The sequence below is a fragment of the Lactococcus formosensis genome (assembly GCF_037892375.1).
Lineage (GTDB): Bacteria > Bacillota > Bacilli > Lactobacillales > Streptococcaceae > Lactococcus > Lactococcus formosensis.
In genome coordinates this window covers 409,280-435,201 of the sequence record NZ_CP141721.1, presented here as the reverse complement: position 1 = coordinate 435,201, position 25,922 = coordinate 409,280, and the positions used below count along the sequence as shown (strand labels likewise).

The window sequence follows — 25,922 nt, the reverse complement described above, 5'->3', positions numbered from 1 at the left end:
TAATATGATTTACGAAGTAGAGTTTACACATGGAGAACAAAATACCTTTGTAAGTGGTCATGAAGCATTTGCACCCAGAACTCCAGTCATTATTCAAAATGAAAAGGGCAAGACTTATGGCCGGGTAATGAAACAGCTCCCACAAGATAAAAATATCGATACATCTGGAGAGATTGTTCGTGCAGTAACAGAAGTAGATGAAGAGTTGATTCATACGACAGAACAACTTTCGCAACAAGCCTGCACGAAGATTCGCCAGATTGTTGCAGATTGTGGAATCGATATGAAGGTTACAAATGCAGCATATAATTTAAACCAGAGTCAACTTTTTGTGTCCTTTACGTCGGAAAATAGAGTGGATTTTCGAGCTTTACTTAAAGAATTAGCAGCGACTTTCCGTACGCGTATTGAGCTTCGTCAGATCGGGGCGCGTGATGCTGCAAAAATGTATGGTGGTGTTGGTCCTTGTGGACGTCCGCTTTGTTGTTCAGAATTTATTTACGAATTTCCTAACGTTTCTATTAAGATGGCAAAAAATCAGTCGCTCTCTCTGAAGCAGAGCAAATTGAATGGACTCTGCGGGCGTTTAATGTGTTGCTTGTCCTATGAAGATGAATTTTACCGAGAAGCGCGTAAAAATTTTCCTGATTTTGGTGAATACATTACGACTTCAGAGGGTGAGGGGAAAGTCATTGGGCTTAATATTTTGAATAACAAAGTTAAACTTCGCTTAGATCATACTATAAAAGAGTTCGATGTTTCAGAGGTAAATCTTTGAGAAGGATTGACGTAGAGGTAAGTTATGGGGGAAATGATGATTGATAAAAATGAGATTTATGTGCAACTTGGGCTGTTGGAGGAAAGTTTGGCTTATACATTAGGCCAAATTTCCACAGTACGCGATGCATTGGATGAATCTTTAAAGGAAAATGCGACAATTCGTATGGAAAATGAAAAATTACGAGAACGCTTGGCGCATATTGAGAAAAAAGAAGAAAAAGCCAGCTCAAAATCAAAGGATGAGCCTAATCCAAACCTGATTCAAATTTTTAATGAGGGTTTTCATGTGTGCCATTTGCACTATGCAGAACGATTGCAAGATGGTGAAAACTGCTTAGACTGTTTGGAGCTTTTGTACAGATGATAAATATACAACGAAGTTTTAAAGGTGAAAAAAGTGCAGGCAAGCTTTACCTAGTGCCAACGCCCATTGGTAATATGCAAGATATGACTTTACGGGCTTTGGAAACGTTGCAGAATGTGGATTTGGTAGCAAGTGAGGATACACGCAACACTCAAAAATTACTTAATCATTTTGAAATTAAGGTGGCGCAGGAGTCTTTTCATGAGCACAACTCCTTTGATAAAATTCCGAAGCTTTTAGATTTTTTGATGTCAGGGAAATCGCTAGCACAGGTCTCTGATGCGGGTATGCCTTCAATCTCTGATCCAGGTCATGATTTAGTTGTGGAAGCTATTAAGCGAAATATCGATGTGATTGCTCTGCCAGGGGCTTCAGCTGGAATAACAGCTCTTATCGCTTCCGGTTTAGTCCCACAACCTCATATTTTTTATGGCTTTTTACCCCGTAAAAAAGGAGAACAGAAGAAGTTTTTGGAAACCAAAATGGCTTATCCTGAAACGCAAATTTTTTATGAATCACCTTATCGCGTTGCAGATACTTTAGAGAATATGGCACAGGTATATGGGGACCGAGAGGTTACCTTAGTACGTGAATTAACAAAAATTTATGAAGAATATCGTCGAGGTAAAATTTCTGAAATTTTACTTTCGTTAAAAGAGCAACCGATTAAGGGAGAATGTTTGATTATCGTTGCTGGCTTCAATGGAGAAGTTGAGGATAATGCAGAGGATGAGACTACAGCATTAGAAGCAGTTCAACTTCTGGTTGCATCGGGAATAAAGCCTAACGTAGCCATCAAGCAAGTGGCGAAAGAGCGTGAGCTGGTGCGTCAGGATCTTTATGCACAGTATCATGATTTATAAAATAGAAAGAGCAACTTTAGGTTGTTTTTTTTTATATTATCAATATAGCACTTATTTATAAGCGTAGAAAAAAGGAAATTGTTTAGTTTATGTTAAAATCAAAACGTAAGTAAAAAGGAAGCGGAGATATAATGAAAAGAAATAAAGTTATAACCTTATTGGCTTTGAGTGCAGCTGGTGTTACTCTACTAGCAGCGTGCTCGAATTCGAATAAAAGTACAACCGCCGGTCAAGAAAAAACGACCACAGTCAATGTGGCAATCTCTGGCTCATCAAATCCTTACGAGTATACGAAGGATGGGCAGCTGACAGGTTATGAATATGATATTCTCAAAAAAGCAGATGAAAATTTGCCCCAATATAAATTTGACTTTAAAACATATGATGACAGTGCTATTCTTGCAGCCTTAGATGCAGGACGCGCAGATATTGGTGTGAATATCTACGGTAAAACGAAGGCGCGTGAAGAAAAGTATCTCTTTAGTTTCCCAACAACGCAAGGAATTAATGCAATTTTCTCTAATGATAAAGATAAGATTACAACCATTGAAGGACTTGTAGGGAAGAAAACAGAAATTCCAACAGGAACCAACTACGGGGATATTATGGATCAGTGGAACACTACACATCCAGATAAAAAAATTACTGTAGATTACTCCAAACGTGGACTTGCGGAGCGCTTACAAGCACTTTCTGATGGTCAAATGGATTTTATCTTTGCTTCAAAATCAGCAGCGGAAAATCTGGTCAAAGAACATGCTGTAACAGGTGTATCAGACACAGTACCTACCGATCTTGAAAAATATCCTGAATTCAAGACATATACTTACTATGTCCTTGATAATAGTCAAACTCAACTTCAAAAAGATCTTAACCAAGAGATTAAAAAGATGGCTGAAGAGGGTTACTTGAAAGAACTTTCTCAAAAATATTTTGGGGGAGATCAGGTACCCGGAATGGAGCAATACAAATAAAAAGTGCTAGAAGCACTTTTTATTTGTATTTAACAATGTCCATCAACATTTTCATTAACCCAATGTTGCTCTTGTTCATCAAAGATTCTTAGATGAGGATTTTCATGGATAAAATCAAGTATCACTTTTCTGCTTAACCCACTATATTTAACTGCAGCATCGACAGTGACAATATCCATTTTTTCAATTGCTTTGCGTAGATTGTCCATGTTTTTATTATAACTTTTTTGACACAATACCAGAAGAGAAAGGACAGATTTATCCTATTTATCTAGATATTATGGGCAAAAAAAGAATTGCTACTTGATTTTCACTCTCAAATTTTATAAAATTGTCAAGTACCTTTGCGTACTTTAATGGAGAATTTATAGTTATGACTACAAATAAAATGGGCACAGGAACCGCTCATTCCAAATTAATTTTGATTGGAGAGCATTCGGTTGTTTATGGGCAGCCTGCAATTGCGTTACCTGTTACTATTCTGAAGACAACCGTTACAATTTCTTCTATCAAATACGGACAATATATTGAAAATAATGAATCGCGGCGCAGATTGGATGTGTTAGGAGACGAATTTGAGGGGGTACGCCAACTCATCCTACGTCTTTTAGAAAAATTCCATTCCGTCAAACTTCCATTTTCTCTGGAAATTGATTCGAATATTCCTTTAGGACGAGGACTTGGAGCATCAGCAGCTCTAGCAACAGCAATCACACGTGCATTTTATGATTTTTTTGATGCGGAGCTCACAGATGAGATGCTCTTATCTTTTGCTAATTTCTCGGAAAATATTACACATGGCCGCTCGTCAGGAATTGATGTCGCAACAGTTAACTCGGAGTTGCCTCTTTGGTTTATTAAAGGCCAAACAGCAGAATCTTTTGACCTTAATCTATCAGGTTATCTGGTTATTGGAGATTCTGGCGTGCACGGATTTACCAGCCAAGCAATCAGCATAGTCAGAGAGAAATTATCAGAGAATAAAGTCAAAGCCCAAGGACATATTGAAAAGCTAGGCCAGCTATCGAAAGCCTCAAAAGATTTTCTCATGACGAATAAATTAAAAGAGCTGGGTCAAGTGATGAACCAAGCGCATGAAAATCTCTCTTCACTCGGTGTTTCACACCCGCGCCTAGATATCTTAGTGAATACAGCACTGAGAAACGGTGCTCTGGGAGCAAAACTTACAGGCTCAGGTCTAGGCGGCGTAATGGTTGCTCTAGCAGCTAATGAAAAAGATGCGATTCGTATCAGCCAAAAGCTCTTGAAAAATGGTGCCAAGAACACATGGATTTACTCTGTTTAAAATAAAAAAATAACGAAACCTTAAGTGTATACATGATTCTTAAGGTTTTTCTTTTTCATGAAGCTAGCATGAATACTCGTTTATAATGCATGCTACTTTTAATTATGCTTAGAAAGCATTATAATATAGGCAAAGTAAGGAAGGAGAAACTTGATGAATTACAAAAATATTTTGGTTCCCATTGACGGTTCAGACAACTCATATAAAGCGCTCCGAGAGGCGATGGAAATTGCGCGGTTAAACGACGTGGAACTCTCAGTCCTAACGGTGCAAGATGACGGGAAGTTATATGGACATGCCCTGCCTATTCTTAAGCACAATTATACAAAAGCTTCCGAGATGATTTTGCAAGAAGCAGTGGCTATTGTAAAAGACAATGTCAGAGTTCAAACCTTTGTTGTAGTGGGTATCCCTAAGAAGCAAATTGTTGAATTTGCAACGGAGCAGAAGTGTGATCTCATCGTTATGGGGGCTACAGGTTCTAATTACTTTGAGCGTATGACCTTGGGTTCTACAACAGCTTATGTTGTTAACCATGCACCTTGTAATGTTACAGTTGTGAAGTAAGTATTACATCAAAGATTCTCTTTTCTTCTTTCGAGAGGTATGTATAAAAGTAGCCACCCTATCAGGTGGTTTTTTGTGAGAACTTTATGTAGTAGAGAAATAACTTTTAAAAACGACAAATGGCTAAATTACGCCACCTTTGTTATAATAGGAGAGATTAACCTACAAGAGGAAAAATATAAATGAATGAATTTACTGTTAGAGCACATACGAATATTGCCTTGATTAAATATTGGGGGAAAGCAGATGTAGCGCTGAATATTCCTACAACAAGTTCTTTATCAATGACTTTGGATCAATTTTATACGACGACATCTGTGACTTTTGCTGAACAGGATCAACTGATTTTAAATGGTGTGAACACAGATGCTACTCGTGTACATCAATTTTTAGAAATGCTTCGTGCAAAACATGGCACTTTTCCAGGCGTTTTAGTCACTTCTGAAAATCATGTACCAACCGCTGCAGGGCTGGCTTCCTCAGCTTCAAGCTTTGCCGCGTTGACAGGTGCAATGTTTGGACTCCTCGAATTACCAGCTGATTTGACCGAAATGTCACGTATCGCACGTCGGGGTTCAGGTTCAGCTTCGCGTTCGGTTTTTGGTAATTTTGCGGTTTGGAACAAAGGAGAAGACGATGCTTCCTCTTATGCAGAAAGCTTTTATGATGAAGATATTCACTTGTCCATGATTGTTGCCGAAATATCAAGCGCTCAAAAGAAAATGTCTTCGACACGTGGGATGCAGCTTGCTCAAACTGCTCCGACTTACAGCGCTTGGGTGGAAAAATCGGCACGTCAACTTGAAGAAATGAAGAATGCTATTCGTCAGGCAGATATTGAAAAGATTGGTCTGATCGCACAAGATAATGCCTTTGGTATGCATGAACAAAACCGTCTATGTGTTGAACCTTTTGATTACTTTACAGAAGATACTCAACGTATTATTTCCTTTACGCAAGAATGCTATAAAGCAGGACTCTTAGCTTTTGTCACTATTGATGCTGGGCCAAACGTTAAAATCATCACAGACAGAGCGACAGAAAAAGTCCTTTTAGCAAAACTACGGGAAAATTTCCCAGATATTACTTTTGACATTGCACATGCGGGGGGCGGACTTGAGTACTTATAAAATAGCAGTGCCTGGAAAACTCTTTATTGCAGGAGAATATGCGGTTACTCGTCCAGGAGGGCTAGCTCTGGTAACAAGTCTTGAAAGTGACTTTCAAGTGGTTATTTCAGAAGCAGAGGAAAAGAGTCTTCTGGAGACAAATGTAGCAATGCCCGCTCACATCTTCTCAGTAAAGGAATTTAAACCTGAACGCAGCGGACCGTGGAATTTTGTTATGACGGCAATCGAATATGTGAGTAAAGAAGTTGAATTGTCTCGAGAATTTCACTTGGAAATCAAAAGTGGTCTGGGTTTTGGTGAAAGCAAGAAGGGCTATGGTTCATCGGCCTGTGTCGTTGTCGGTGTGGTCAATGCGCTCAATCTTTTTTTTCAGCTTAATCTCCCTTTGAAAAAACGCTTTGAGATTGCCGCTCAAGCACATTATGATGTGCAAGGAAGCGGATCACGTGGTGATGTGGCTGCGATTATGTATGGAGGCAGTATTTTCTATGAAAATCATGAGCGAGTTCTTCCTATGAGTATCCCTTGGCAACCTTATGTTGTCCAAACCAATCAGGCTGCTAAGACTGTTGAAAAACTTAAGCACAAACTTTCTGATGCATTTTATGCTAAAAGTGATGAGCTTGTTATTGAAATAAGTACAGCCATTGATATGCAGGATTTCGCTCTTTTTAAAGAAAAACTCCTTGAAAATCAACTTTTACTTATCGAGAACCAAGCAAAAGGCTATATGACTGATCAACTGGCTTTGGCTCTAAATATTGTGAATAGCCACCCCGAATTTGCTGGAAAAATTTCAGGAGCAGGCTTTGGCGAAAATATTATTCTTTTTGCTGAACATGAAGAGAAAATAGCAGATTTGAGGGACGCTCTTGAAGCAGAAGGCATGAAGCTCGAGAAAATAAGAATAGGAAAACAAAATGAGTAAAGAAATTCACGGACACCGGAAAGATGAACATTTGTCACTTGGCTTAAAGTACTGGCGCGAAGGTCGAAATCGCTCAGAGTTTTCTGCTGCATTACGGATTGTTCCTAATGGTTTACCAGAAATTTCTACGCAAGAAGTTGACTTGTCTGTTACTCTTTTGGAACATAAGTTTGAATTTCCCTTTTATATAGAAGCGATGACAGGAGGATCCAAAAAAGGCGATAAGATTAACTTAGAGCTTGCGGAACTTGCGGCTCATCATCATATTGCAATGGCAGTTGGTTCTCAATCTATTGCTTTGAAGTATCCCGAATTGGAGGAAGGTTTCCGTCAAGTGCGTCAGCATAACCCAAAGGGGTTCATTTTTGCAAATATCGGTGCAGGTCATTCTTTAGAAAATGCGCAAAAAGCTGTCGAAATGCTTTCTGCCGATGCTTTAGAAATTCATATCAACACTGGACAAGAGTTAGTTATGAAGGACAGCGAAGGGGATCGTTCTTTTTACTGGCTTGAAAACATTAATCGTATTGCTGAAAAATTAGATGTTCCTGTTGTGGTCAAAGAAGTTGGCTTTGGGATGAGTCAAAAAATGTTTAAGCAGCTTAGCCAAACAGCGGTCGCAGGGATTAACGTTGGTGGTAAAGGTGGGACTAACTTTGCTTGGATTGAGAGTGGACGAGGGCACAGCACCTTAGATTTAGACGATTTTGGCTTTACAGGTCCTGAGAGTCTTATTGAAGCTCAATTTGCACAAAACATTAAACCACTGATTGCTACTGGAGGAATTGCATCAGCCAGAGATATCTTACATGCTCAACTTTTGGGTGCGCCTTTAGCCAGCTCTGCTGGGCATATTTTATCCATTCTAAACGCACAAGGTTCTCAAGCGGTCGATGAAATGTTTAGACAATGGAAAGATGATTTGATAAAGCTCTATACTTTGGTCGGAGCACGGGAGTATAATGATTTAACGGATGTTGAATTTATCTATACCCGCGACTTGAAGTATTTTCGGGACGAGCGAAAAGATAAGCAGATAATTTTGTAAACGGTTCTTATTTCTTTATAATAATAGTATATTAAAATTTAAGGAGAATACTATGGCTTATACACTTCCAGAATTACCTTACGCATATGACGCTTTGGAACCTTTCTTTGATGAAGAAACAATGCATTTGCATCATGACAAACATCACCAAACTTACGTTAATAATCTTAATGCAGCGATTGAAAAACACCCAGAATTCTTTGATAAAACTGTTGAGGAATTAGTGGCTTATTTGGACCGTTTGCCAGAAGATATTCGCGTTGCGGTACGTAACAACGGTGGAGGTTACCTGAACCACACAATGTTCTGGGAATGGCTTGCTCCAAACGCAGGTGGTGCACCAACAGGTGATATCGCTGCAGCAATCGATGAAGCTTTTGGTTCATTTGACGACTTTAAAGCTGAATTTAAAGCAGCTGCTACTGGACGTTTCGGTTCAGGTTGGGCTTGGTTAGTTCTTGATTACGGTAAACTTAAGGTTGTTTCTACAGCAAACCAAGATAACCCAATTTCTGATGGTCAAATTCCAGTACTTGGTCTTGACGTTTGGGAACATGCTTATTACTTGAAATACCGCAATGTTCGTCCAGATTATATCGAAGCTTTCTTTAGCTTAATTAACTGGGATAAAGTAAACGAACTTTACGCTAAAGCTAAATAATATGAAAAGAGCACCTCGGAGGTGCTTTTTTTGCTTTTCTGCTTTTTTCAATAAGAATTGGAATTAAAAAGGCGAACCCTGTTTTATAAATGCACTATTCATGCTATAATAGGAGCTATGAAATTTACAGAATTTAACTTTAAAGATTATATCAATGAAACGCTTGAGGCAATTAAGTTTGTTTCGCCGACTCCTGTACAGGAAAAACTTATCCCTGTGGTAATGTCAGGCCGTGATTTGGTAGGGGAATCAAAAACAGGTTCAGGAAAGACACATACTTTCTTGCTCCCTATTTTCCAACAATTGAACACGGATCTTGATGAAGTCCAAGCTGTCATTACTGCACCATCACGTGAGCTTGCCACACAGATTTATCATGCTGCTCAGGAATTTGTCAAATTTAACGATGCGATTCGCGTGGTTAACTATGTTGGTGGGACAGATAAGGCGCGTCAAATCAAGAAACTTGAATCTTCTCAACCGCATATCGTTATTGGTACGCCAGGTCGTATTCAAGATTTGCTTAAATCTGGGGCTTTGATTATTCATACGGCGTCTATTTTTGTTGTAGATGAAGCGGACATGACTTTGGATATGGGCTTCTTGACAGATGTGGATAAAATTGCAGCCAGCTTCGGTAAAAAAGTACAGATGCTGGTCTTTTCTGCAACTATTCCACAAAAGTTACAGCCTTTCCTTAAAAAATATTTGAATAATCCTGTGATGGAAAAAATTGCGAATAAAACTGTAATTTCAGACACGATTGAAAACTGGTTGATTTCGACTAAAGGCGCATCACATAACCAAATTTTATTACAGCTTTCAAAGGCGACAAATCCTTATATGGCAATGATTTTTGCCAATACAAAGGGACGTGTTGATGATATCCATCATTTCTTGGTCAACAATGGCGTCAAAGCAGCGAAAATTCATGGTGATATTCCGCCACGTGAACGTAAACGTATCATGGCAAGCATCAAAAACTTAGATTATCAGTTTGTTGTAGCAACAGATATTGCAGCACGGGGGATTGATATTGAGGGTGTAAGTCACGTCATTAATGATGAACTGCCACGTGACCTTTCTTTCTTTGTTCACCGTGTCGGCCGTTCAGGTCGTAATGGTTTATCTGGAACGGCAATCACACTTTATAGCCCTTCAGATGATACAGCTATTCGTGAGATTGAAAAAATGGGCGTAACGTTCCAACCAAAAGCTGTGAAAAATGGAGAAATCGTTGATTCTTATGATCGTGATCGCCGTGAAAAACGTACAGCCAAGACTGGAGAGTTGTCTAACAAAATGCGTGGTCAGTTGGCTAAGAGTAAGAAAAAAGTCAAACCAGGCTATAAACGTGCCTTGAAATGGGCGATTGAAGAAGAAAATACGAAAAAACGTCGTGCAGAGCACAATAAAAATGCACGTAAGCAACGTGAAGCCCGCAAACAAAAATTCTAATGAAAAAATTCTTTCGAGTTTTAGGGTTAATCTTTGCTTTGGGGATAGCCTATGGCCTTTTCTGCTTCTTTTTGATACGGAGTGATGCAGGTCAACGAGGAGAGCAAGCACAAGATTTCAAGACAATATTAGTTTTAGGCAATAAGATTGAGCCAGATGGTCAGCCTGCTCCTACCACGAAAGACCGTCTTGATACTGCTTTGACACTTGCTAAGAAAAATCCTCAAGCCCAAGTCATCGTCACAGGTTATCGAAGTTCAGCTTCCCCTGTATCTGAGGCTGAGGGAATGGCAACATATCTTAAGGCACACGGTATAAACTCTGACCGAATCATTGAAGAAAAGAAAGCGCGAAATACTGTTGAGAATTTCGCGCTTTCTCAAAAGTATGTGCATGGGAAGACACTGATCGTGACAAGCGACTTTCATCTTTATCGGAGCCTTTACTTAGCTTCGAAAGAAGGATATAAAGATGTTCAAGGTTATGCTGCGGTGAGTGAGACCCCAGTTTTACAGACTGTGGGCAATTATGCTAGAGAGTGTTTAGCTCTGGGTTACTATTTGATCAAATATACATTATTTTAAGCTATATAAAGGAGTTTTTATGTTTCAACCTGAACAAATAAGCAAGCTTAATGAGCTCGAAACCTTGGTCCTTGATTTTATTATTAAATCTCCTGACAAGGTTCAAAAAGCAACGATTCGGAGCTTGGCTACTCAGTTGCACGTTTCTACTACAACAATTGTAAGAATGAGTACGAAGCTGGGTTTCAATGGTTGGTCTGAGCTAAAATTCTTTTTGAAAAATCAAAGCAAACCTAAAACGGCAGAAGAGCAACATTATGACAACATGCTCGAATTTGATATGTTTTTACGTCGTATGAATTCTGAAAGCTATCAAAAGCGCCTGACTGAAGCAGCCAAGATGATTGCTAAAGCAGATTACACCGTTTTTATGGGGATTGGGAATTCTGGATCTTTGGCTGATTATGCGTGTAAATATTTTGTGAATGCAGGCTTGCGTGCCTTTGTGATTAACGATCCTTTCCAAGCTATCCAAATCAATGGCACAGGCAATGTTATTGCTTTAATTTTATCCGCATCTGGCGAAACGATTCAAATTATCAATAAAGAGTTAGAATTTAAGCAGGAAGGTGCGCAAATTATTTCATTGACAAATAATGAAGACAGTACAGTTGGGCGACTGGCTGACTTGCAACTCTTTTACAATCTCACGCCGGAATGGTCTAAACTTTATCCTCTAGGAAACTTAACGACCCAGCTTCCTGTTGTTGCGGTTCTCGAAGTTTTGGCCCATAAAACGCTTCATTTTTTAGAGGATTAGCGCTCGATTTGTTCCAAAATGTGAAACATGTTTTAAAAAACTTGCAATTTTTGCAAGTTTTTTTATATTTATTTCGAAAATTATAGTCATAAACCCTTGATTTAAGCCATTTTTATCTTGTTTCAATCCAGAAAAAGTGTTTCATAAATTCATTTGAAAGCCTTTTCAGAAAACGCTATAATATTCTTGAGCTCAAAAGAATAAGGAGAAAAAAATGGCAGATAAAGTTATTGCACTGGCGTGTGCAGCAGGTATGTCAACATCATTGTTGGTAACAAAAATGCAGCAGGCAGCAAAAGAAGCTGGAAAAGATTATGAAATTTTTGCTAAATCAGTAGCAGAGATTGATAACATGTTAGCAGGTTCTGGTTCGAACAAACCAGATGTCCTCTTACTAGGTCCTCAAGTTGCTTATATGAAAGCAGAAGTCACAAAAAAAGCAAATGCTGCAGGTGTTCCTTGTGATGTGATTAAGATGCAAGACTATGGCATGATGAATGGCAAAAATGTAGTTGCGGCTGCGGATGCCTTAATGAATTAAAAATATAATTTTTGGAGTAAGAATATGAATAAATTTATCAATGAGAAATTAATGCCTCCGATGATGAAATTTTTGAACACAAAAGCCGTTACAGCAATTAAAAACGGTATGTTGTATCCAATACCTTTCATTATTATTGGAGCAATCTTCCTCATCTTAGCAAACTTCCCTCAACAAAATGTTGCGGACTGGATTGCACAAATTGGTTGGGCCCCTATTTTTAATCAAGCCTATGCTGCTTCATTTGGTATTATGGCCCTCTTTGCAGCTTTTGGTATTGCTTATTCTTGGGTGAAGAGTGAAGGATACGAAGGGGCATCTGCTGGTTTGACTTCTATTATTGTCATGGTGATGCTTCAACCAAGTACTATTTCAACAGTGACTAAAATTGCTGACGGTTCTGCTGTTGTGGGAGAATATCAAGTAAATGGTGTTATTGATGCAGCTTGGCTTGGTGGTAAAGGAATGATCCTCGCCATGCTTGCTGGTTTATTGGTTGGTTGGTCTTACTCATGGTTCATGAAAAAAGATATCCGTATCAAACTTCCTGAACAAGTGCCTGCAAATGTATCTGATTCATTTGGAGCTCTAGTGCCAGCTTTCGTTATTACTTTTGTAGCAATGCTTATCTATGCTCTATCTGTATTGACAACAGATCAAACACCGATTGAATGGATTTATACTTTAATTCAAACACCTTTACAACATGCTACAGATGGACCACTTGGCGTTTTCTTAATTGCATTCTTACCTGTATTTATCTGGTGGTTTGGGGTGCATGGTGCCACAGTTATTGGCGGTATCATGACACCGTTGCTCTTGGCTAACAATGCCGATAACCTCAAATTGTTCCAAGAGGGTAACTTATCACTTGATCATGGGGCACATATTGTTACGCAAGCCTTTATGGATCAGTTTATTACGGTTACAGGTTCAGGAATGACTTTCGGTTTCGTTATCTTTATGATTTATCGTGCACGTTCTGTTCAAATGAAAACCATTGGTAAGTTAACATTGGCACCAGCCTTCTTTAATATCAATGAGCCTGTCCTCTTTGGTATGCCGATTGTCTTAAACCCAATCTTAGCTTTCCCATTCTTAATTGCACCACTCGTTTCAGGATTTGGAACTTATGCGGCTATTGCGCTGGGAATTATCCCACCGTTTAATGGCATCTTTGTTCCTTGGACAACGCCACCGATCCTTTCTGGTTTGATTGTTGGTGGTTGGCAAGGTGCAGCATGGCAAGCCTTGATGATTTTCATAACAGGTGCGATATATTGGCCATTTGCTAAAAAATACGATGCGATTCTTGTACAACAAGAAAAAGAAGCATACGAAGCAGAGCGAGCTGAACAAGCATAGCAGTGAGGTGAGATTAAGCATTGACTTAATCTCTCTTCTATAATCGTAAGCTCATCAAGAGTTATATGAGCTCACGATTATAGAGGAGAACTGAGCGTTTATAAAAGGGGAGGATTTTAAAAATTAACGAACACGCTAGTTCAAACCTTGTAAAAGATTTAAAATTAAATCAATATAATTTGAGGAAAGAGAGAAGAAAAATGACTTTAAGAAAAGATTTCCTATGGGGCGGTGCTGTTGCTGCTCATCAACTTGAAGGCGGCTGGAATGCAGGAGGCAAAGGGGTTTCTGTTGCCGATGTTATGACTGCTGGAGCAAACGGTGTTGAGCGTCGAATTACTGATGGTGCCTTGCCCGGCGAAAATTATCCTAATCATGAAGCCATTGACTTCTATCATCGTTATAAAGATGATGTCAAACTTTTTGCAGAGTTGGGTGTGAATTGTTTCAGGACATCTATTGCATGGACCCGTATTTTTCCAAATGGAGATGAAAGTGAGCCTAATGAAGAAGGACTACAATTTTACGATGATTTGTTTGACGAATGTTTGAAAAACGGTATTGAGCCAGTTATCACGCTTTCGCATTTTGAAATGCCTTATCACTTAGTTACCGAGTATGGCGGCTGGCGTAATCGTCGGTTGATTGATTTTTTCGTAAGATTTGCTGAAGTAGTAATGACCCGCTACAAAGATAAAGTTAAATACTGGATGACGTTTAACGAGATAAATAATCAAGCAAATTTTGATCTGGATTTTGCACCCTTCACTAACTCTGGTTTGAAGTTCGTGGCAGGCGAGAACCGTGAAAAGATTATGTATCAAGCAGCCCACTATGAATTAGTTGCTTCTGCTAAAGTTGTAGATCTAGGACATAAAATTAACCCTGATTTCCAAATTGGTTGCATGATTGCGATGTGTCCGATTTACCCTGCAACATGCAAACCCGAAGATATGATGGCAGCACAGGTTGCCATGCAACGCCGTTTATGGTTTACTGATGTACATGCGCGTGGACATTATCCAAGCTATATGCTCAAATATTTTGAACGTAAAACCTTTGATTTGGACATTACCTCAGAAGATATTGAAGATTTATCCAAAGGAGAAGTAGATTATATCGGCTTTAGTTATTATATGAGTTTTGCCATTAAAGATCAGGCAGAAAAGATTGATCCAAGTCTTAAGTTAAATTACATTCCAAGCACAGCTGAAAAAACGGAAAATCAAGAGAATCTGGGAGCGCCGACTTTTGATTATATTGAAAACCGAGATTTGGTAAAAAATCAATATGTTGAAGCATCAGAATGGGGCTGGCAAATTGATCCCTTAGGTCTACGTTATAGCATGAACTGGTTCAATGAACGCTATGAAAAACCACTCTTTATTGTCGAAAATGGTTTTGGTGCTGTGGATAAAGTAGAAGAAGATGGTAACATTCACGACCCATACCGTGTGGAATATCTAAAAGCACATATTGAGGCAATGAAAGATGCTGTGGAATACGACGGTGTAGACCTAATGGGCTATACACCTTGGGGCTTTATTGACCTTGTCTCTGCAGGGACGGGAGAGATGAAAAAGCGCTACGGCTTTATCTATGTAGACAAAGACAATGAGGGAAATGGTAGCTTGGAACGCTCGAAGAAAGATTCTTTTGAGTGGTACAGTCAAGTCATTGCCACAAACGGAGAGAAATTATAATGGAACACAGAAAACTTAAAGCTTTCCCTGATAACTTTTTATGGGGCTCGGCCTCAGCAGCTTACCAGGTTGAAGGTGCGCATGACGAAGATGGAAAAGGTCCATCAGTTTGGGATAACTTTGTCCGAATTCCGGGCAAAACTTTTAAGGAGACAACAGGAGACATTGCTGTTGATCACTATCATCGTTACAAAGAAGATGTAGCACTTATGGCTAAAATGGGATTAAAATCTTATCGTTTTTCAATTGCTTGGACCCGTATTTTTCCTGAAGGTCGGGGCGAAATTAATCAGCAAGGTTTACAATTCTATATGGATTTGGTTGATGAATTGATTGCCAATCATATCGAACCGGTAGTTACTCTCTATCATTGGGATTTACCGCAAGCTCTTGAAGAAGAATATCAAGGTTGGGAAAGTCGCCAGATTATTGAGGATTTTGTGCATTATGCGCAAACGCTATTTACAGCCTTTAAAGGAAAAGTGAAATATTGGGTGTCTTTGAATGAACAAAACATCTTTACACAACATGGGTGGATCCTGGCTACGCACCCACCTGGAAAGGTAGATATGAAGCTGTTTTATCAAGTCAATCACCATGCAAATTTGGCTAATGCAGCTGTAATCAATGCTTTTCATGAAATGGATATGTTAGGCCAAATCGGTCCTTCCTTTGCTTACACACCAAACTACGCGATTGATGCTAATCCACTTAATGTTTTAGCAGCTGAAAACGCAGAGGAAATGTTTGCGAATTTTTGGATGGATGTGTATTGCTATGGCGAATATCCTATTGTGGCTTTGAATTATCTTAAAGAAAATGGTCTGATGTTTGAAACTGAAGAGGGAGATTTTGAACTTCTAAAGTCAGCCCGCCCTGACTTTTTAGGGATTAATTATTATCAAACAGCTGCCAATGCCTGGAATCCGCACGAAGGTGGAGTCACACTTGGCAAAATGAATACTACTGGAGTCAAAGGATCTGGTGGTAAACAAGGTATTCCAGGTCTCTACAAGCGTGTCACTAATCCTGCCGTTGAACGTACCAACTGGGATTGGGAAATTGACCCCATAGGACTGCGTATCGCCTTACGCCGTATCACTAGCCGTTATCGTATACCTGTAATGATTACAGAAAATGGTCTAGGTGAATACGACAAGCTTGAAGATGGAAAAATTCATGATGATTACCGCATCAAATATCTGGAAAGTCACGTTAAAGCTATAAGAGAAGCTCTAACGGATGGGGCTCAAGTAATTGGGTATCACACATGGTCTTATACTGATTTACTCAGTTGGCTGAACGGTTATCAGAAGCGCTATGGTTTTGTCTATGTGGATCAGGACGAAAGTATGCAAGGCAGTCTCAAAAGAATTCCTAAAGATTCTTACTATTGGTATCAAGCACTCATCAAGGAGAATGGGAACAGTATCTAAAGTTGTTCTCTGCCTTTATGAAAACACTTGCAAAAAATCGATGAAAGCGGTATACTTAAGACTATAAAAAGAAAAAGAAGGAAAAATAATTATGGCTGATAAAATAATCGCTTTAGCTTGCGCAGCAGGCATGTCAACATCTCTTTTGGTTTCTAAAATGCAAAAAGCAGCAGCAGACAAAGGATTAGACTACGAAATTTTCGCAAAATCAACAGCAGACATTGATAATATGCTTGCTGGAACTCCTAAACCAGATGTCCTTCTCTTAGGACCACAAGTAGGCTTCATGAAGGCAGAAGTACAAAAGAAAGCACAAGCTGTGGATGTACCAATGGATGTGATCAAAATGCAAGACTACGGTATGATGCGTGGCGATAAAGTTCTTGAAGCAGCAGAAGCCTTGATGAAGTAAAGGAATTTAAAGATAACGAAATAAAAGGGGATGTAATGAACGAAGAAAGAATGGAAATTGTGATGGGAATCATCATGCATGGTGGAAATGCCAAAGGCTTAGCCTTTCAAGCAATCCAACAAGCAAAAGAAGGAGATTTTGAAGCAGCAGAAAAATCACTTCAGGAGTCGAACCAAGAGTTGCTCCAAGCGCATGATGTTCAAACAGATATGCTAACAAAAGAAGCACAAGGTATTCATACAGAGATTGATCTCTATATGGTACACGCACAAGACCATTTGATGAACGCAATTACTTTCAAAGATTTGGCTACAGAAGTTATTAGCCAGGAAAAACGTATTCAAGCTTTAGAAAAAGCTGCAAATTAATATCGATAACACTTTGAGAAAAAAGAAAAGCTCTAAGAGAAATTGCTTAGGGCTTTTCCTTTAGTTTTGAGTGGAGAAATTTGAAAAGCTGCAAAAGTTCTTGCTTTTATCCTTAAATTTCGGTATAATGATTAATGTTGTGGCGGCATAGCCAAGTGGTAAGGCATGGCTCTGCAAAAGCTTGATCGTCGGTTCAAATCCGTCTGCCGCCTTTTGCAATAGATTGTATAATACAAAAAACTGCTGGATTCGGCAGTTTTTTTTTGCTTTAAAATCGTTGGGCATTTATTACGATTTTTCACTTTAAAGAACCGCGCTAAGTATATAAAAATATGAGTGCATTTAAAAAATAATGAGTTACCGATTGGAAGTGAACTTAGCTATTAAAGCTATTCCAAGTCTAAAGGCTATTTTTTAAAAAAAATAATTAGTTTTTTTATTGACAAAACTAATTAAAAGTTTTATAATCATTTTTGTTAGTTTTTATAACGAGTAAACTAAATAATAAAAGGAGATACCAATGGAAAGAGAAATAAAAGCCAATAAAATAAAAAGTAAGGATTTTTTGAAGCTTATTGCTAAGAGTAAACCAAAATATTCCTACTTTGCGATAGGTATGTTGTCAGGTATTCTAGGAGCTATATTACAACTTATTGTGCCCCAAATGATACAGCCACTTATTTCAGGATTTGCACAAGGAATTGATTATGGTCTTTTAGGGAACGTCGTTCTGGTCTATATCCTTTCTGCTTTACTGGGCGCGGTGGGTGCTTCAGTTCTTGGTTTTTTTGGAGAAAATGTAGTAAAAAGATTGCGTTTAACAGTGTGGAATAAGATGGTTCATCTTCCTGTGAAGTACTTTGATGAAGTCAAAACAGGAGAAATTGGGAGTCGCTTGGTCAACGATACAACACAAGTGAAAGATCTTTTAGCGAATACTGTACCTCAAACTTTAACAAGCCTTTTGCTTCTTGTCGGCTCAATTTTTATGATGTTTCGTATGGATTGGCAGATGACTGTAGCAATGGTGATAGCCGTACCTATTGCGACATTGATTATTATGCCCTTGGCCACTTTTGGCCGAAAATTTGGAATCCAGCGTCAAGATGCTCTTGCAGGATTTTCTGGCACAGCAAGTGAAGTGCTTAGCGAAATTCGTTTGGTCAAATCTTCTAATGCAGAAGTTCAAGCGACAAATTCGGCGGAGAAGAATATCAATAAACTTTATAAAATTGGTCTCCGTGAAGCAATTTTTGATGGTTCCATGCAACCAATTATGATGTTGTTAATGATGTCAACAATCTTTGGCTTACTGCTTTATGGGATTCATCGGGTTGCCATCGGTGCAATGACAATGGCAACTTTGATGAGTTTCTTGATGTACCTTATGAACATGATTGGGTCTGTCCCAACTCTAGCGCTTTTCTTTACCGCAAGTTCTAAAGCATCGGGAGCCACAGCTCGTCTGAATGAAGTTTTAGAAGAAGAACAAGAGCAGTTAAGTCTTGGAGAAAACCTAGATATTGAAGGCCAAGTTTTACGTGCAGAAAATATTAGTTTTTCATATGATGACTCTGAAGAAATATTGAAAAATATTACTTTCGAAGCGAAACCAAATACTATCGTTGCCTTTGCAGGGCCTTCGGGAGGTGGAAAATCAACTATTTTCTCTATTTTAGAGCGTTTCTATAAACCAACAGGAGGAAAGTTGACAATGGGTAATTATGATATTGAAAACTTAGCCCTCAAAGATTGGCGTAGCCAAATTGGGTTTGTTTCACAAGATTCAGCGATTATGGCAGGAACTATTCGTGACAACTTGACTTACGGTTTAGACGGTACATACAGTGATGCACAACTATGGGAAGTGCTAGACTTAGCTTTTGCACGAAGTTTTGTCGAAAATATGCCTGACCAATTGGATACACAAGTGGGCGAGCGTGGGGTAAAAATATCCGGCGGACAACGTCAACGTTTGGCTATTGCACGTGCTTTCTTACGTAACCCAAAAATTCTTATGCTCGATGAAGCTACAGCTAGTCTGGATTCAGAATCTGAAGCAATGGTCCAAAAGGCATTGGACAGCCTGATGAAGGGAAGAACAACTTTAGTCATCGCCCACCGGTTATCGACAATTGTTGATGCAGATAATATTTATTTTATTGAGAAAGGAGCAATTACGGGAGCAGGTAAACACAGTAATCTTGTAAAAACACACCCACTTTATGCACAGTATGTTCAAGAACAATTGACCGTTGCATCATAAATAAAAAAGCTGCTCAGAAGCAGCTTTTTTATATGTAGATTAATCTTTGGCACCATAAACGGATCTTGCATCTAAGAGTTTGTCTTGACGATGAACTTGATAAAATTCTTCTAAACCAGGAGTAACACTTGGAGTAACAGCGTTAAAGTCTCTGACTTGTTGGATAGCTTGGGGCGTTGGTGCCGCAGTAATCTGAGGTAACTTTGGCAGCAGTGGTTCGTGGGACATCGCTGTACCTGAATAACTAAATGGAGGAATGTTCCTTCCTTGATTCATATATCTGATTGTGTTGTTCAAGAGATAGACACGCATATTGTTTTCTTGTTCAATGGGCGCAGCTGGAACATAGTATTTCCCACTCATATCGGGGCTTCCGACCCAAACGGCGGTTGAAACACCTGTAGAAGTAGCTGCCATCCAAGCATCAGGAGCACCTTGACTACGTGCAGGTTCTGTTGCAGTATCGGGAAAATTGGAGAGCCCAGATTTTGTGGCGAAAGCATTTGGCCATTGAGGTTGTGCAGCCAAAGGCTCAGATCCATTGGGCTGTGTAACATTTTGCATGAGATTAACGAGCGACCGAGCGGTTGCAGAACTCATCGCACGTTGTGACTCAGGTTGAGAAAGAGGTAACTCTTGGCCATTTACAGTGACAGAAGCAACAGCTGTAGGTGTAACGCGCACACCATCATTACCAATCGCAGAATACGCCGAAGCGGACTGCAAAGGAGAAAAATTATAGTCAATAGACATTGATTCTTGGTCATATTTGAGGGAAGCAATACCTAATGGCTGCATAATACTATTCTTTTGGTCGTCGTTCGTCATGTTAAAAGTTTGTAAAGCTGCCGAGTTTAACGAGTTACCAAGGGCAAAGCCAACAGGAACAGGACCATAATTATTACCACCGTAATTCATTAAGGGAGTGCCGTCAGCGTAAGTTGTAGCATTACCATTTAAAGTACTGTTTTCGCTGATATAGCCATATTCAAGGGCGGGTGCATAGTCGAGCAAAGGTTTTATCGTTGAACCCGAAGAACGACCAGAGGAAATCGGCAATTGTGGATTGTCCGAGTTTGTATTTAGAGCTAAAATATGACCTGTTTGGGTATCAACAACAGATATTGCTGTCAAAGTCCCTTCTGGTAAATCATTACGTGGGATATTTGAGACATCCGGCGCGGTATGGTTAGCCACGCTCTCCAGATAATCCAGATGTGCTTTAGTTGCATAGGTTTTAACGACTACTTTGGCATTCCTTGGTAAAGCAATTTGGCCGAGTTCTTTTTGCACTTGTGCAATATAGGATTGATACGCATGTGGAATACCTTGGGTATAGCTTGGTTTGAGTACGAGTTCTTTTTTTACAGCCTCTACGCTGTCTTTGTACTCTTGATCAGAGATGATTTTGTTGGACTTCATGACAGAAAGCACAGTCAATGCGCGTTGTTTCCCAGCACCTTCAAAGTCTTGTACGTAAGTTGAAGGGGCTTGGCCGAGACCTGCTAAATAAGCAATCTGAGCAATATAAAGAGGTGTTTTCTCTGAGGCAATCATTGGTGTCGAAAAAAGATTATTCCAAGCTGCACCAGGACCGATAGTTTCTGGTGTCAGGCGCAAAGTGTCGAGATAACTTGTGAGAATCTCTTCACGGGAATAGCGTTCAGCAAGACTGTGGGCATCAATTAATTCCACGATTTTCCGAGACAGTGATTTATCAGCAGTAAAACCACCATGCGCAAGATTTTTTGCTAATTGTTGATCAAGGGTTGAGCCTCCACGGGCACCGTTCGCGAGATGTAATTTCGTAAGTACTTCTGATAAGACTGCATTAGTCACCCCTTTGATGGAATAACCCTTGGTTTTCCGAGAATAGAAGTCGCTATCTTCAACGGCAACTAAAGCTTTTGTGTAAAGTTCAGGGATGTTTTTATCCTTACCTGAGAGTTGTGCGGGAATATATTTATAGATATTTGAAGAATCCTGAAGCGCTTCTCCATTAATATCCGTAATTGTAAAGGATTGGGAGATGGCTTGAGGGGAAGGTTTGAGCTCAATCGTATGTGCATGATGTGATTCTTTATCGAGAAGATAAACCGCCCCAACCGCTCCGACAGCTCCTACAAATAATAAAAGTAGAAAAAGAACGGCAAGTGTGCGGAGAATTATTTTCTTAGCCATTAGTTGTCTCCTTTGTTTTTAACTTTTGATTTGCTTTCACCTTTTTTGTCTGTTTTATCTTCATCCTTTTTGTTGGTATTGGACGAAGGTTTCTTTTCTTCAGCTTTTTTCTTTGTTTGAACAGTAATCGTTTCACCTTTTAGAATACGATCAAAGTCAGAAGGATCAGGAACTTGGCGGGTTACAATAGAAGTGTCTTTGTTCTCATCAGTAGGCTCCACTTCAATTTTGTAATTCGACCCGGCTTTTTTTCTTATATCTGCAAGTGTTTGACCTTTAAGATTAGGCAGTTCTATGCTGGAATTTCTCAATTGTTCTGACTTTTCGACTTTTTGTTGGAAGTCCGTTAACTCTTTGATACGAGCTTCAACAGTTTCCTTCTGGCTAAGATAAGCATTTACCTTGTTAAATACGGGAAGAAAGTCTTCCATGAGTGAGTTATTGGTAGAAATTTTATCAAATTGAAGCTTTGTAATAGTCGAATAATTATTTGTGTAGTTTACAAACTGTGTGAAATTATTGAGGAGGGAGTTTGCATCATGGAGCGTTTGAACAGAAGCAGAAATAGTCGACTTAGAAACAGCATTGTTATCTTCGATATAGGACTGAATGCTCTTTTCAGTTTGTTTCGTTAACTGATTTGCATCTTTAATAAACTGAGGCAACTGCTCAGCTTTTAAAGTTTTAGCCTCTGATTGGAGCTGATCAATGGCGCGATTAAGGCGTGCATTCTCATAAGTTTGTGAGAGTTGAGTCATCTGCTCATCACTTGCCCCCAGCGCTTGTTGTAATTCTTCTTGATTTTGTGAGAACTGATTTTCAGGAAGTTCGCCATTGACAATACTATTAACACGTTTTTCATTCTCTCCAAGCTTTTCTGCCAGTTCACTGGAAGCATTACTCAGGTAGATGTCAAGTGCATTATTTTTTAATTTTTTGACATAGTCGTTATCCTCAGGTAGGATATTGGTTGTTTCGATAATCTCTTTCTGGGACATTGACTGGAAAACAGGATAATCACGAAAAAGTATCTGTCGACCCAGAATACCAGCTGTTATGATGATGATACTGAGCAAGACTGCCAGTACAATCACAACCTTATTAAAAATCTTTTTCTTCATTAAAAACCTCATAAAAATTAAGCTTAACATAAGCTATTGAACTTCTCCATTATAACAACTTTCTTACTCAGAGGAAACCGAAAAATATGATAAAATTACTAGTATGAATATCGAGTCAAAGATCAAAGAGTTAACGGAGTTATTAAACAAGTACGCTCACGAATATTATACCTTGGATACACCCTCGGTTGAAGATGCGGAGTATGATCGCCTTTATCGTGAGTTAGAAACACTAGAACACGATAATCCACACTTAGTCCGTGCCGATTCGCCGACCCATCGTACAGGGGATGTCGTGCTATCAGGCTTTGAAAAATATAATCATGAATATAATCTCTACAGCCTAGCAGATGCTTTTTCGCGTGAAGAACTGGAAGATTTTGATGAACGTGTCCGTAAAGTTATTCCGAAGCCTGAATATATCTGTGAGTTAAAAATTGACGGTCTTTCACTTTCTCTTAAATATACAGCAGGTAAGCTTGTCGTAGCTGCGACACGTGGAGATGGAAGTGTAGGAGAAAACATTACGGAAAATGTTAAACGCATCAAAGATGTCCCATTGGTATTAAAAGAACCCATCGATATTGTGGTGCGAGGTGAAGCTTATTTACCACGTAAGAATTTCGTCAAACTCAATAAGGAACGTGAACTCGAAGGCAAACCTTCGTTTGCGAATCCACGTAATGCAGCAGCCGGAACTTTACGGCAGTTAGATACGAAAGAGGTGACCAAGCGTGGCTTGGCAACCTTCCTTTATCAAGAAGCGAGTCCTGCGACAAATGACACTCAAGAAGAAGTTTTGGAGTACTTAGAAAAGCTTGGACTTGTCGTCAACAAAGAACGTGTTTTTGCGCGAAATATTGATGAAGTCTGGGCCTTCATTGAGCGTGTGGCTTCTCTTCGAGATGACTTGGACTATGATATTGATGGCGTCGTTATTAAAGTGAATAACCTAGCAGAGCAAGAAGAGCTAGGTTTTACAGTCAAGGCTCCTCGTTGGGCAATTGCTTATAAATTTCCAGCCGAACTGGCAGAAACGGAAATACTCTCGGTAGATTGGACAGTTGGACGCACAGGAGTTGTCACACCAACAGCAAATATGGTTCCTGTGACCTTGGCGCAGACTACAGTATCGCGTGCTACATTGCATAATGTTGACTATATTAAGGAAAAAGATATCCGTCTTAAGGACAAAGTCATGATTTATAAGGCGGGGGATATCATTCCAGCAGTGCAACGTGTTCTGTTTGAGAAACGACCAGAGGATTCTGTAGAAATGGAAATCCCTCAGTATTGTCCAGAATGCTCATCTGAGCTTTTGCATTTTGAAGATGAAGTAGCCCTGCGTTGTATCAATCCACTTTGTCCAGCGCAAAATCGTGAAAAACTTATTCACTTTGCTAGTCGTGGTGCGATGAATATTTCTGGTCTAGGACAATCAATAGTTACGCAACTTTTTAAAAATAACTTAATCAAAGATGTGGCAGATATCTATAAGCTGCAGTTTAATGAATTAGTAGCACTAGATAAAATCCAAGAAAAATCGGCAACCAAGTTATTAAATGCTATTGAAGCTTCAAAAGAAAACTCAGCAGAAAAGCTTCTTTTCGGTTTAGGCATCCGTCATGTGGGCTCAAAAGCTGCCAAATTATTAATGGAGCGTTTTGGTAGTCTTCATACTCTGTCGGAAGCGAGCTTAGAAGAAATAGCCGAAATTCCAAGCCTTGGTTCAGTGATTGCTAAGGCTGTAACCAGTTATTTTGCAACAGAAGGTGCGCAAGTTTTGCTTCAAGAATTAGCAGAAGCGGGAGTGAACTTCGAATATCTTGGTCTTAAACCAAAGACAGATAGTGTTTTATCAGGAAAAACAGTTGTTTTAACAGGCAAATTAACGGCTATGACACGAACAGAGGCTAAAGAGAAGTTGGAAGCTTTAGGCGCAAATGTCTCCGGTTCCGTTTCTAAAAAGACAGATTTAGTTGTAGCTGGAGCAGATGCAGGATCAAAACTGACTAAAGCACAAGATTTGGGTATAGAAGTTTGGTCAGAAGAGGAGTTGCTGAAATTATGAAAGCAAGATTGATTTACAATCCAAGCAGTGGGCAAGAAATCATTAAAAAAAATGTCGCAGATATTTTGGATAAGTTAGAAAGTTTTGGCTATGAAGCCTCTGCTTTTCAGACGACGCCAGCCCCACAGTCAGCTCAAAAAGAGGCAGCCCGTGCTACTGAGTCAGGATTTGATCTCATCGTAGCAGCTGGTGGTGATGGAACTATCAATGAAATTGTCAGTGGTATGTCTCCGTTTGATAAAAGACCTAAGCTAGCTATTATCCCCACTGGAACAACCAATGATTTTGCGCGTGCGCTTAAAATTCCTCGCAATAGACCCTTGGCAGCTGTTGAAATGATTGGTAAAAATCAGACCTTGAATATTGACGTGGGACAAGTTAACGATGCTGAGTATTTCATTAATATTGCGGCTGGCGGAAGTTTAACAGAGCTAACTTATAGTGTACCCAGTCGTTTGAAAACAGCTTTTGGTTATTTGGCTTATCTTGCTAAAGGAGTTGATTTATTACCACAAATTCGGAAGCAAAAAGTAAAAGTCACGCATGATGATGGCGTGTTTGAAGGTGAAATTTCAATGTTCTTTGCAGCGTTGACCAACTCTGTTGGAGGATTTGAAAAAATCGCACCAGATGCCAAACTAGATGATGGTCTTTTTACCCTTATTTTGGTGAAGACCGATAATTTGTTCGAATTACTTGCTTTGATTTCCATGGTGATTAAAGGTAGTCACGTGGATGATGTCAATATTGAATACCTGAAATCAAGTCAAATCAAAGTCGAGCCTCTCACAGATAAGAAAATGATGATCAATGTGGATGGAGAATATGGAGGAGATGCCCCAGTGACTTTTAGAAACCTCCATGGGCACATCGAAATTTTTGTTAACCTTGATGAAATCAACAACGACCACTATCTAGGAGATGAGGAAGCCGATCTTGAAGTGGTTGCTCAGAAATTTGCTGAGGAAGCCGAACAGCTCAAAGAAGAAGTAAAATAAAGTGGAAACTGTACATTTTGTACAGTTTTTTTGTGCA

Annotated in this window: 25 protein-coding genes and 1 tRNA gene; 23 read left to right on the top strand and 3 right to left on the bottom strand. The window is 39.3% G+C overall.

Going from position 1 to position 25,922, the window contains the following annotated elements; genetic code table 11:
- Positions 1-4 precede the first annotated feature (4 nt).
- The 4 genes from ricT (at position 5) to VNN39_RS02095 (ending at position 2,981) form a co-directional block, all read left to right on the top strand.
- Positions 5-778, top strand: coding sequence for a PSP1 domain-containing protein (gene ricT, locus VNN39_RS02110; RefSeq protein WP_096368710.1), 774 nt, complete (start codon positions 5-7; stop codon positions 776-778).
- 24 nt (positions 779-802) lie between these two features.
- Complete coding sequence (locus VNN39_RS02105; protein ID WP_016171014.1) at positions 803-1,144, top strand: DNA replication initiation control protein YabA; 342 nt, start codon at positions 803-805, stop codon at positions 1,142-1,144.
- Positions 1,141-2,007: a 16S rRNA (cytidine(1402)-2'-O)-methyltransferase gene (gene rsmI, locus VNN39_RS02100; RefSeq protein WP_338997784.1), complete on the top strand. Its 867-nt coding sequence runs from the start codon at positions 1,141-1,143 to the stop codon at positions 2,005-2,007. Before VNN39_RS02105 ends, rsmI begins: the two co-directional genes overlap by 4 nt.
- 131 nt (positions 2,008-2,138) lie before the next feature.
- The gene (locus tag VNN39_RS02095) at positions 2,139-2,981 is read left to right on the top strand and encodes a transporter substrate-binding domain-containing protein (protein WP_338997783.1); all 843 of its coding nucleotides are present in this window, start codon (positions 2,139-2,141) and stop codon (positions 2,979-2,981) included.
- 29 nt (positions 2,982-3,010) lie between these two features.
- Here the strand turns inward: VNN39_RS02095 and VNN39_RS02090 are convergent, their stop codons facing one another.
- Positions 3,011-3,190 carry a hypothetical protein gene (locus tag VNN39_RS02090; RefSeq protein ID WP_029343527.1) on the bottom strand — a complete coding sequence of 60 codons (180 nt, stop codon included), beginning with the start codon at positions 3,188-3,190 and terminating at the stop codon, positions 3,011-3,013.
- 164 nt (positions 3,191-3,354) lie between these two features.
- On the opposite strand from VNN39_RS02090, the gene mvk reads away from it, so the two are divergent.
- From mvk to VNN39_RS02005, 17 genes are all read left to right on the top strand, one after another.
- Positions 3,355-4,287: a mevalonate kinase gene (gene mvk / locus VNN39_RS02085; RefSeq protein WP_213495694.1), complete on the top strand. Its 933-nt coding sequence runs from the start codon at positions 3,355-3,357 to the stop codon at positions 4,285-4,287.
- A gap of 153 nt (positions 4,288-4,440) precedes the next feature.
- Entirely contained in the window at positions 4,441-4,854 is a 414-nt protein-coding gene (locus tag VNN39_RS02080; protein WP_165713064.1) for a universal stress protein, read from the top strand.
- Between the two features lie 182 nt (positions 4,855-5,036).
- On the top strand, positions 5,037-5,984 hold the full coding sequence (gene mvaD / locus VNN39_RS02075; protein ID WP_338997781.1) for a diphosphomevalonate decarboxylase: 948 nt from the start codon (positions 5,037-5,039) through the stop codon (positions 5,982-5,984).
- Complete coding sequence (locus VNN39_RS02070; protein WP_338997780.1) at positions 5,971-6,912, top strand: phosphomevalonate kinase; 942 nt, start codon at positions 5,971-5,973, stop codon at positions 6,910-6,912. The genes mvaD and VNN39_RS02070 overlap by 14 nt, the downstream gene beginning before the upstream one ends.
- Positions 6,905-7,960: a type 2 isopentenyl-diphosphate Delta-isomerase gene (gene fni / locus VNN39_RS02065; protein ID WP_165711849.1), complete on the top strand. Its 1,056-nt coding sequence runs from the start codon at positions 6,905-6,907 to the stop codon at positions 7,958-7,960. Before VNN39_RS02070 ends, fni begins: the two co-directional genes overlap by 8 nt.
- Positions 7,961-8,012: 52 nt before the next feature.
- Positions 8,013-8,621: a superoxide dismutase gene (locus VNN39_RS02060; protein WP_339007189.1), complete on the top strand. Its 609-nt coding sequence runs from the start codon at positions 8,013-8,015 to the stop codon at positions 8,619-8,621.
- A gap of 117 nt (positions 8,622-8,738) precedes the next feature.
- Complete coding sequence (locus VNN39_RS02055; protein WP_165713066.1) at positions 8,739-10,079, top strand: DEAD/DEAH box helicase; 1,341 nt, start codon at positions 8,739-8,741, stop codon at positions 10,077-10,079.
- Positions 10,079-10,663, top strand: coding sequence for a YdcF family protein (locus VNN39_RS02050; protein ID WP_270264527.1), 585 nt, complete (start codon positions 10,079-10,081; stop codon positions 10,661-10,663). The genes VNN39_RS02055 and VNN39_RS02050 overlap by 1 nt, the downstream gene beginning before the upstream one ends.
- Positions 10,664-10,682: 19 nt before the next feature.
- A complete protein-coding gene (locus VNN39_RS02045; RefSeq protein WP_017369431.1) occupies positions 10,683-11,423 on the top strand; it encodes a MurR/RpiR family transcriptional regulator in 741 nt (246 codons plus the stop codon).
- Positions 11,424-11,637: 214 nt separating this feature from the next.
- A complete protein-coding gene (locus tag VNN39_RS02040) occupies positions 11,638-11,964 on the top strand; it encodes a PTS sugar transporter subunit IIB (protein WP_213495686.1) in 327 nt (108 codons plus the stop codon).
- Positions 11,965-11,988: 24 nt separating this feature from the next.
- The gene (locus VNN39_RS02035; protein ID WP_017369428.1) at positions 11,989-13,329 is read left to right on the top strand and encodes a PTS sugar transporter subunit IIC; all 1,341 of its coding nucleotides are present in this window, start codon (positions 11,989-11,991) and stop codon (positions 13,327-13,329) included.
- 200 nt (positions 13,330-13,529) lie between these two features.
- Positions 13,530-15,032: a 6-phospho-beta-glucosidase gene (locus tag VNN39_RS02030; RefSeq protein WP_338997778.1), complete on the top strand. Its 1,503-nt coding sequence runs from the start codon at positions 13,530-13,532 to the stop codon at positions 15,030-15,032.
- Positions 15,032-16,468, top strand: a complete 1,437-nt coding sequence (locus VNN39_RS02025; protein ID WP_339007187.1) for a glycoside hydrolase family 1 protein — start codon at positions 15,032-15,034, stop codon at positions 16,466-16,468. The genes VNN39_RS02030 and VNN39_RS02025 overlap by 1 nt, the downstream gene beginning before the upstream one ends.
- Before the next feature lie 91 nt (positions 16,469-16,559).
- Entirely contained in the window at positions 16,560-16,880 is a 321-nt protein-coding gene (locus tag VNN39_RS02020; protein WP_017369425.1) for a PTS sugar transporter subunit IIB, read from the top strand.
- 35 nt (positions 16,881-16,915) lie between these two features.
- Complete coding sequence (locus VNN39_RS02015; protein ID WP_017369424.1) at positions 16,916-17,248, top strand: PTS lactose/cellobiose transporter subunit IIA; 333 nt, start codon at positions 16,916-16,918, stop codon at positions 17,246-17,248.
- 141 nt (positions 17,249-17,389) lie between these two features.
- A tRNA-Cys gene (locus tag VNN39_RS02010) sits at positions 17,390-17,460 on the top strand.
- 308 nt (positions 17,461-17,768) lie between these two features.
- Entirely contained in the window at positions 17,769-19,514 is a 1,746-nt protein-coding gene (locus VNN39_RS02005) for an ABC transporter ATP-binding protein (RefSeq protein WP_213495681.1), read from the top strand.
- A 39-nt stretch (positions 19,515-19,553) separates the two neighbouring features.
- Here VNN39_RS02005 and VNN39_RS02000 read toward each other — a convergent pair whose 3' ends face one another.
- Together VNN39_RS02000 and VNN39_RS01995 are read right to left on the bottom strand one after the other, a co-directional pair.
- A complete protein-coding gene (locus VNN39_RS02000) occupies positions 19,554-21,695 on the bottom strand; it encodes a transglycosylase domain-containing protein (protein ID WP_165711856.1) in 2,142 nt (713 codons plus the stop codon).
- Complete coding sequence (locus tag VNN39_RS01995) at positions 21,695-22,816, bottom strand: PASTA domain-containing protein (RefSeq protein ID WP_165713110.1); 1,122 nt, start codon at positions 22,814-22,816, stop codon at positions 21,695-21,697. The genes VNN39_RS02000 and VNN39_RS01995 overlap by 1 nt, the downstream gene beginning before the upstream one ends.
- Positions 22,817-22,919: 103 nt before the next feature.
- Here VNN39_RS01995 and ligA point away from each other — a divergent pair, with 103 nt between their 5' ends.
- Complete coding sequence (gene ligA / locus VNN39_RS01990; protein ID WP_165711858.1) at positions 22,920-24,887, top strand: NAD-dependent DNA ligase LigA; 1,968 nt, start codon at positions 22,920-22,922, stop codon at positions 24,885-24,887.
- Positions 24,884-25,885 carry a diacylglycerol kinase gene (locus VNN39_RS01985; protein ID WP_017369419.1) on the top strand — a complete coding sequence of 334 codons (1,002 nt, stop codon included), beginning with the start codon at positions 24,884-24,886 and terminating at the stop codon, positions 25,883-25,885. Before ligA ends, VNN39_RS01985 begins: the two co-directional genes overlap by 4 nt.
- Positions 25,886-25,922: the final 37 nt, after the last annotated feature.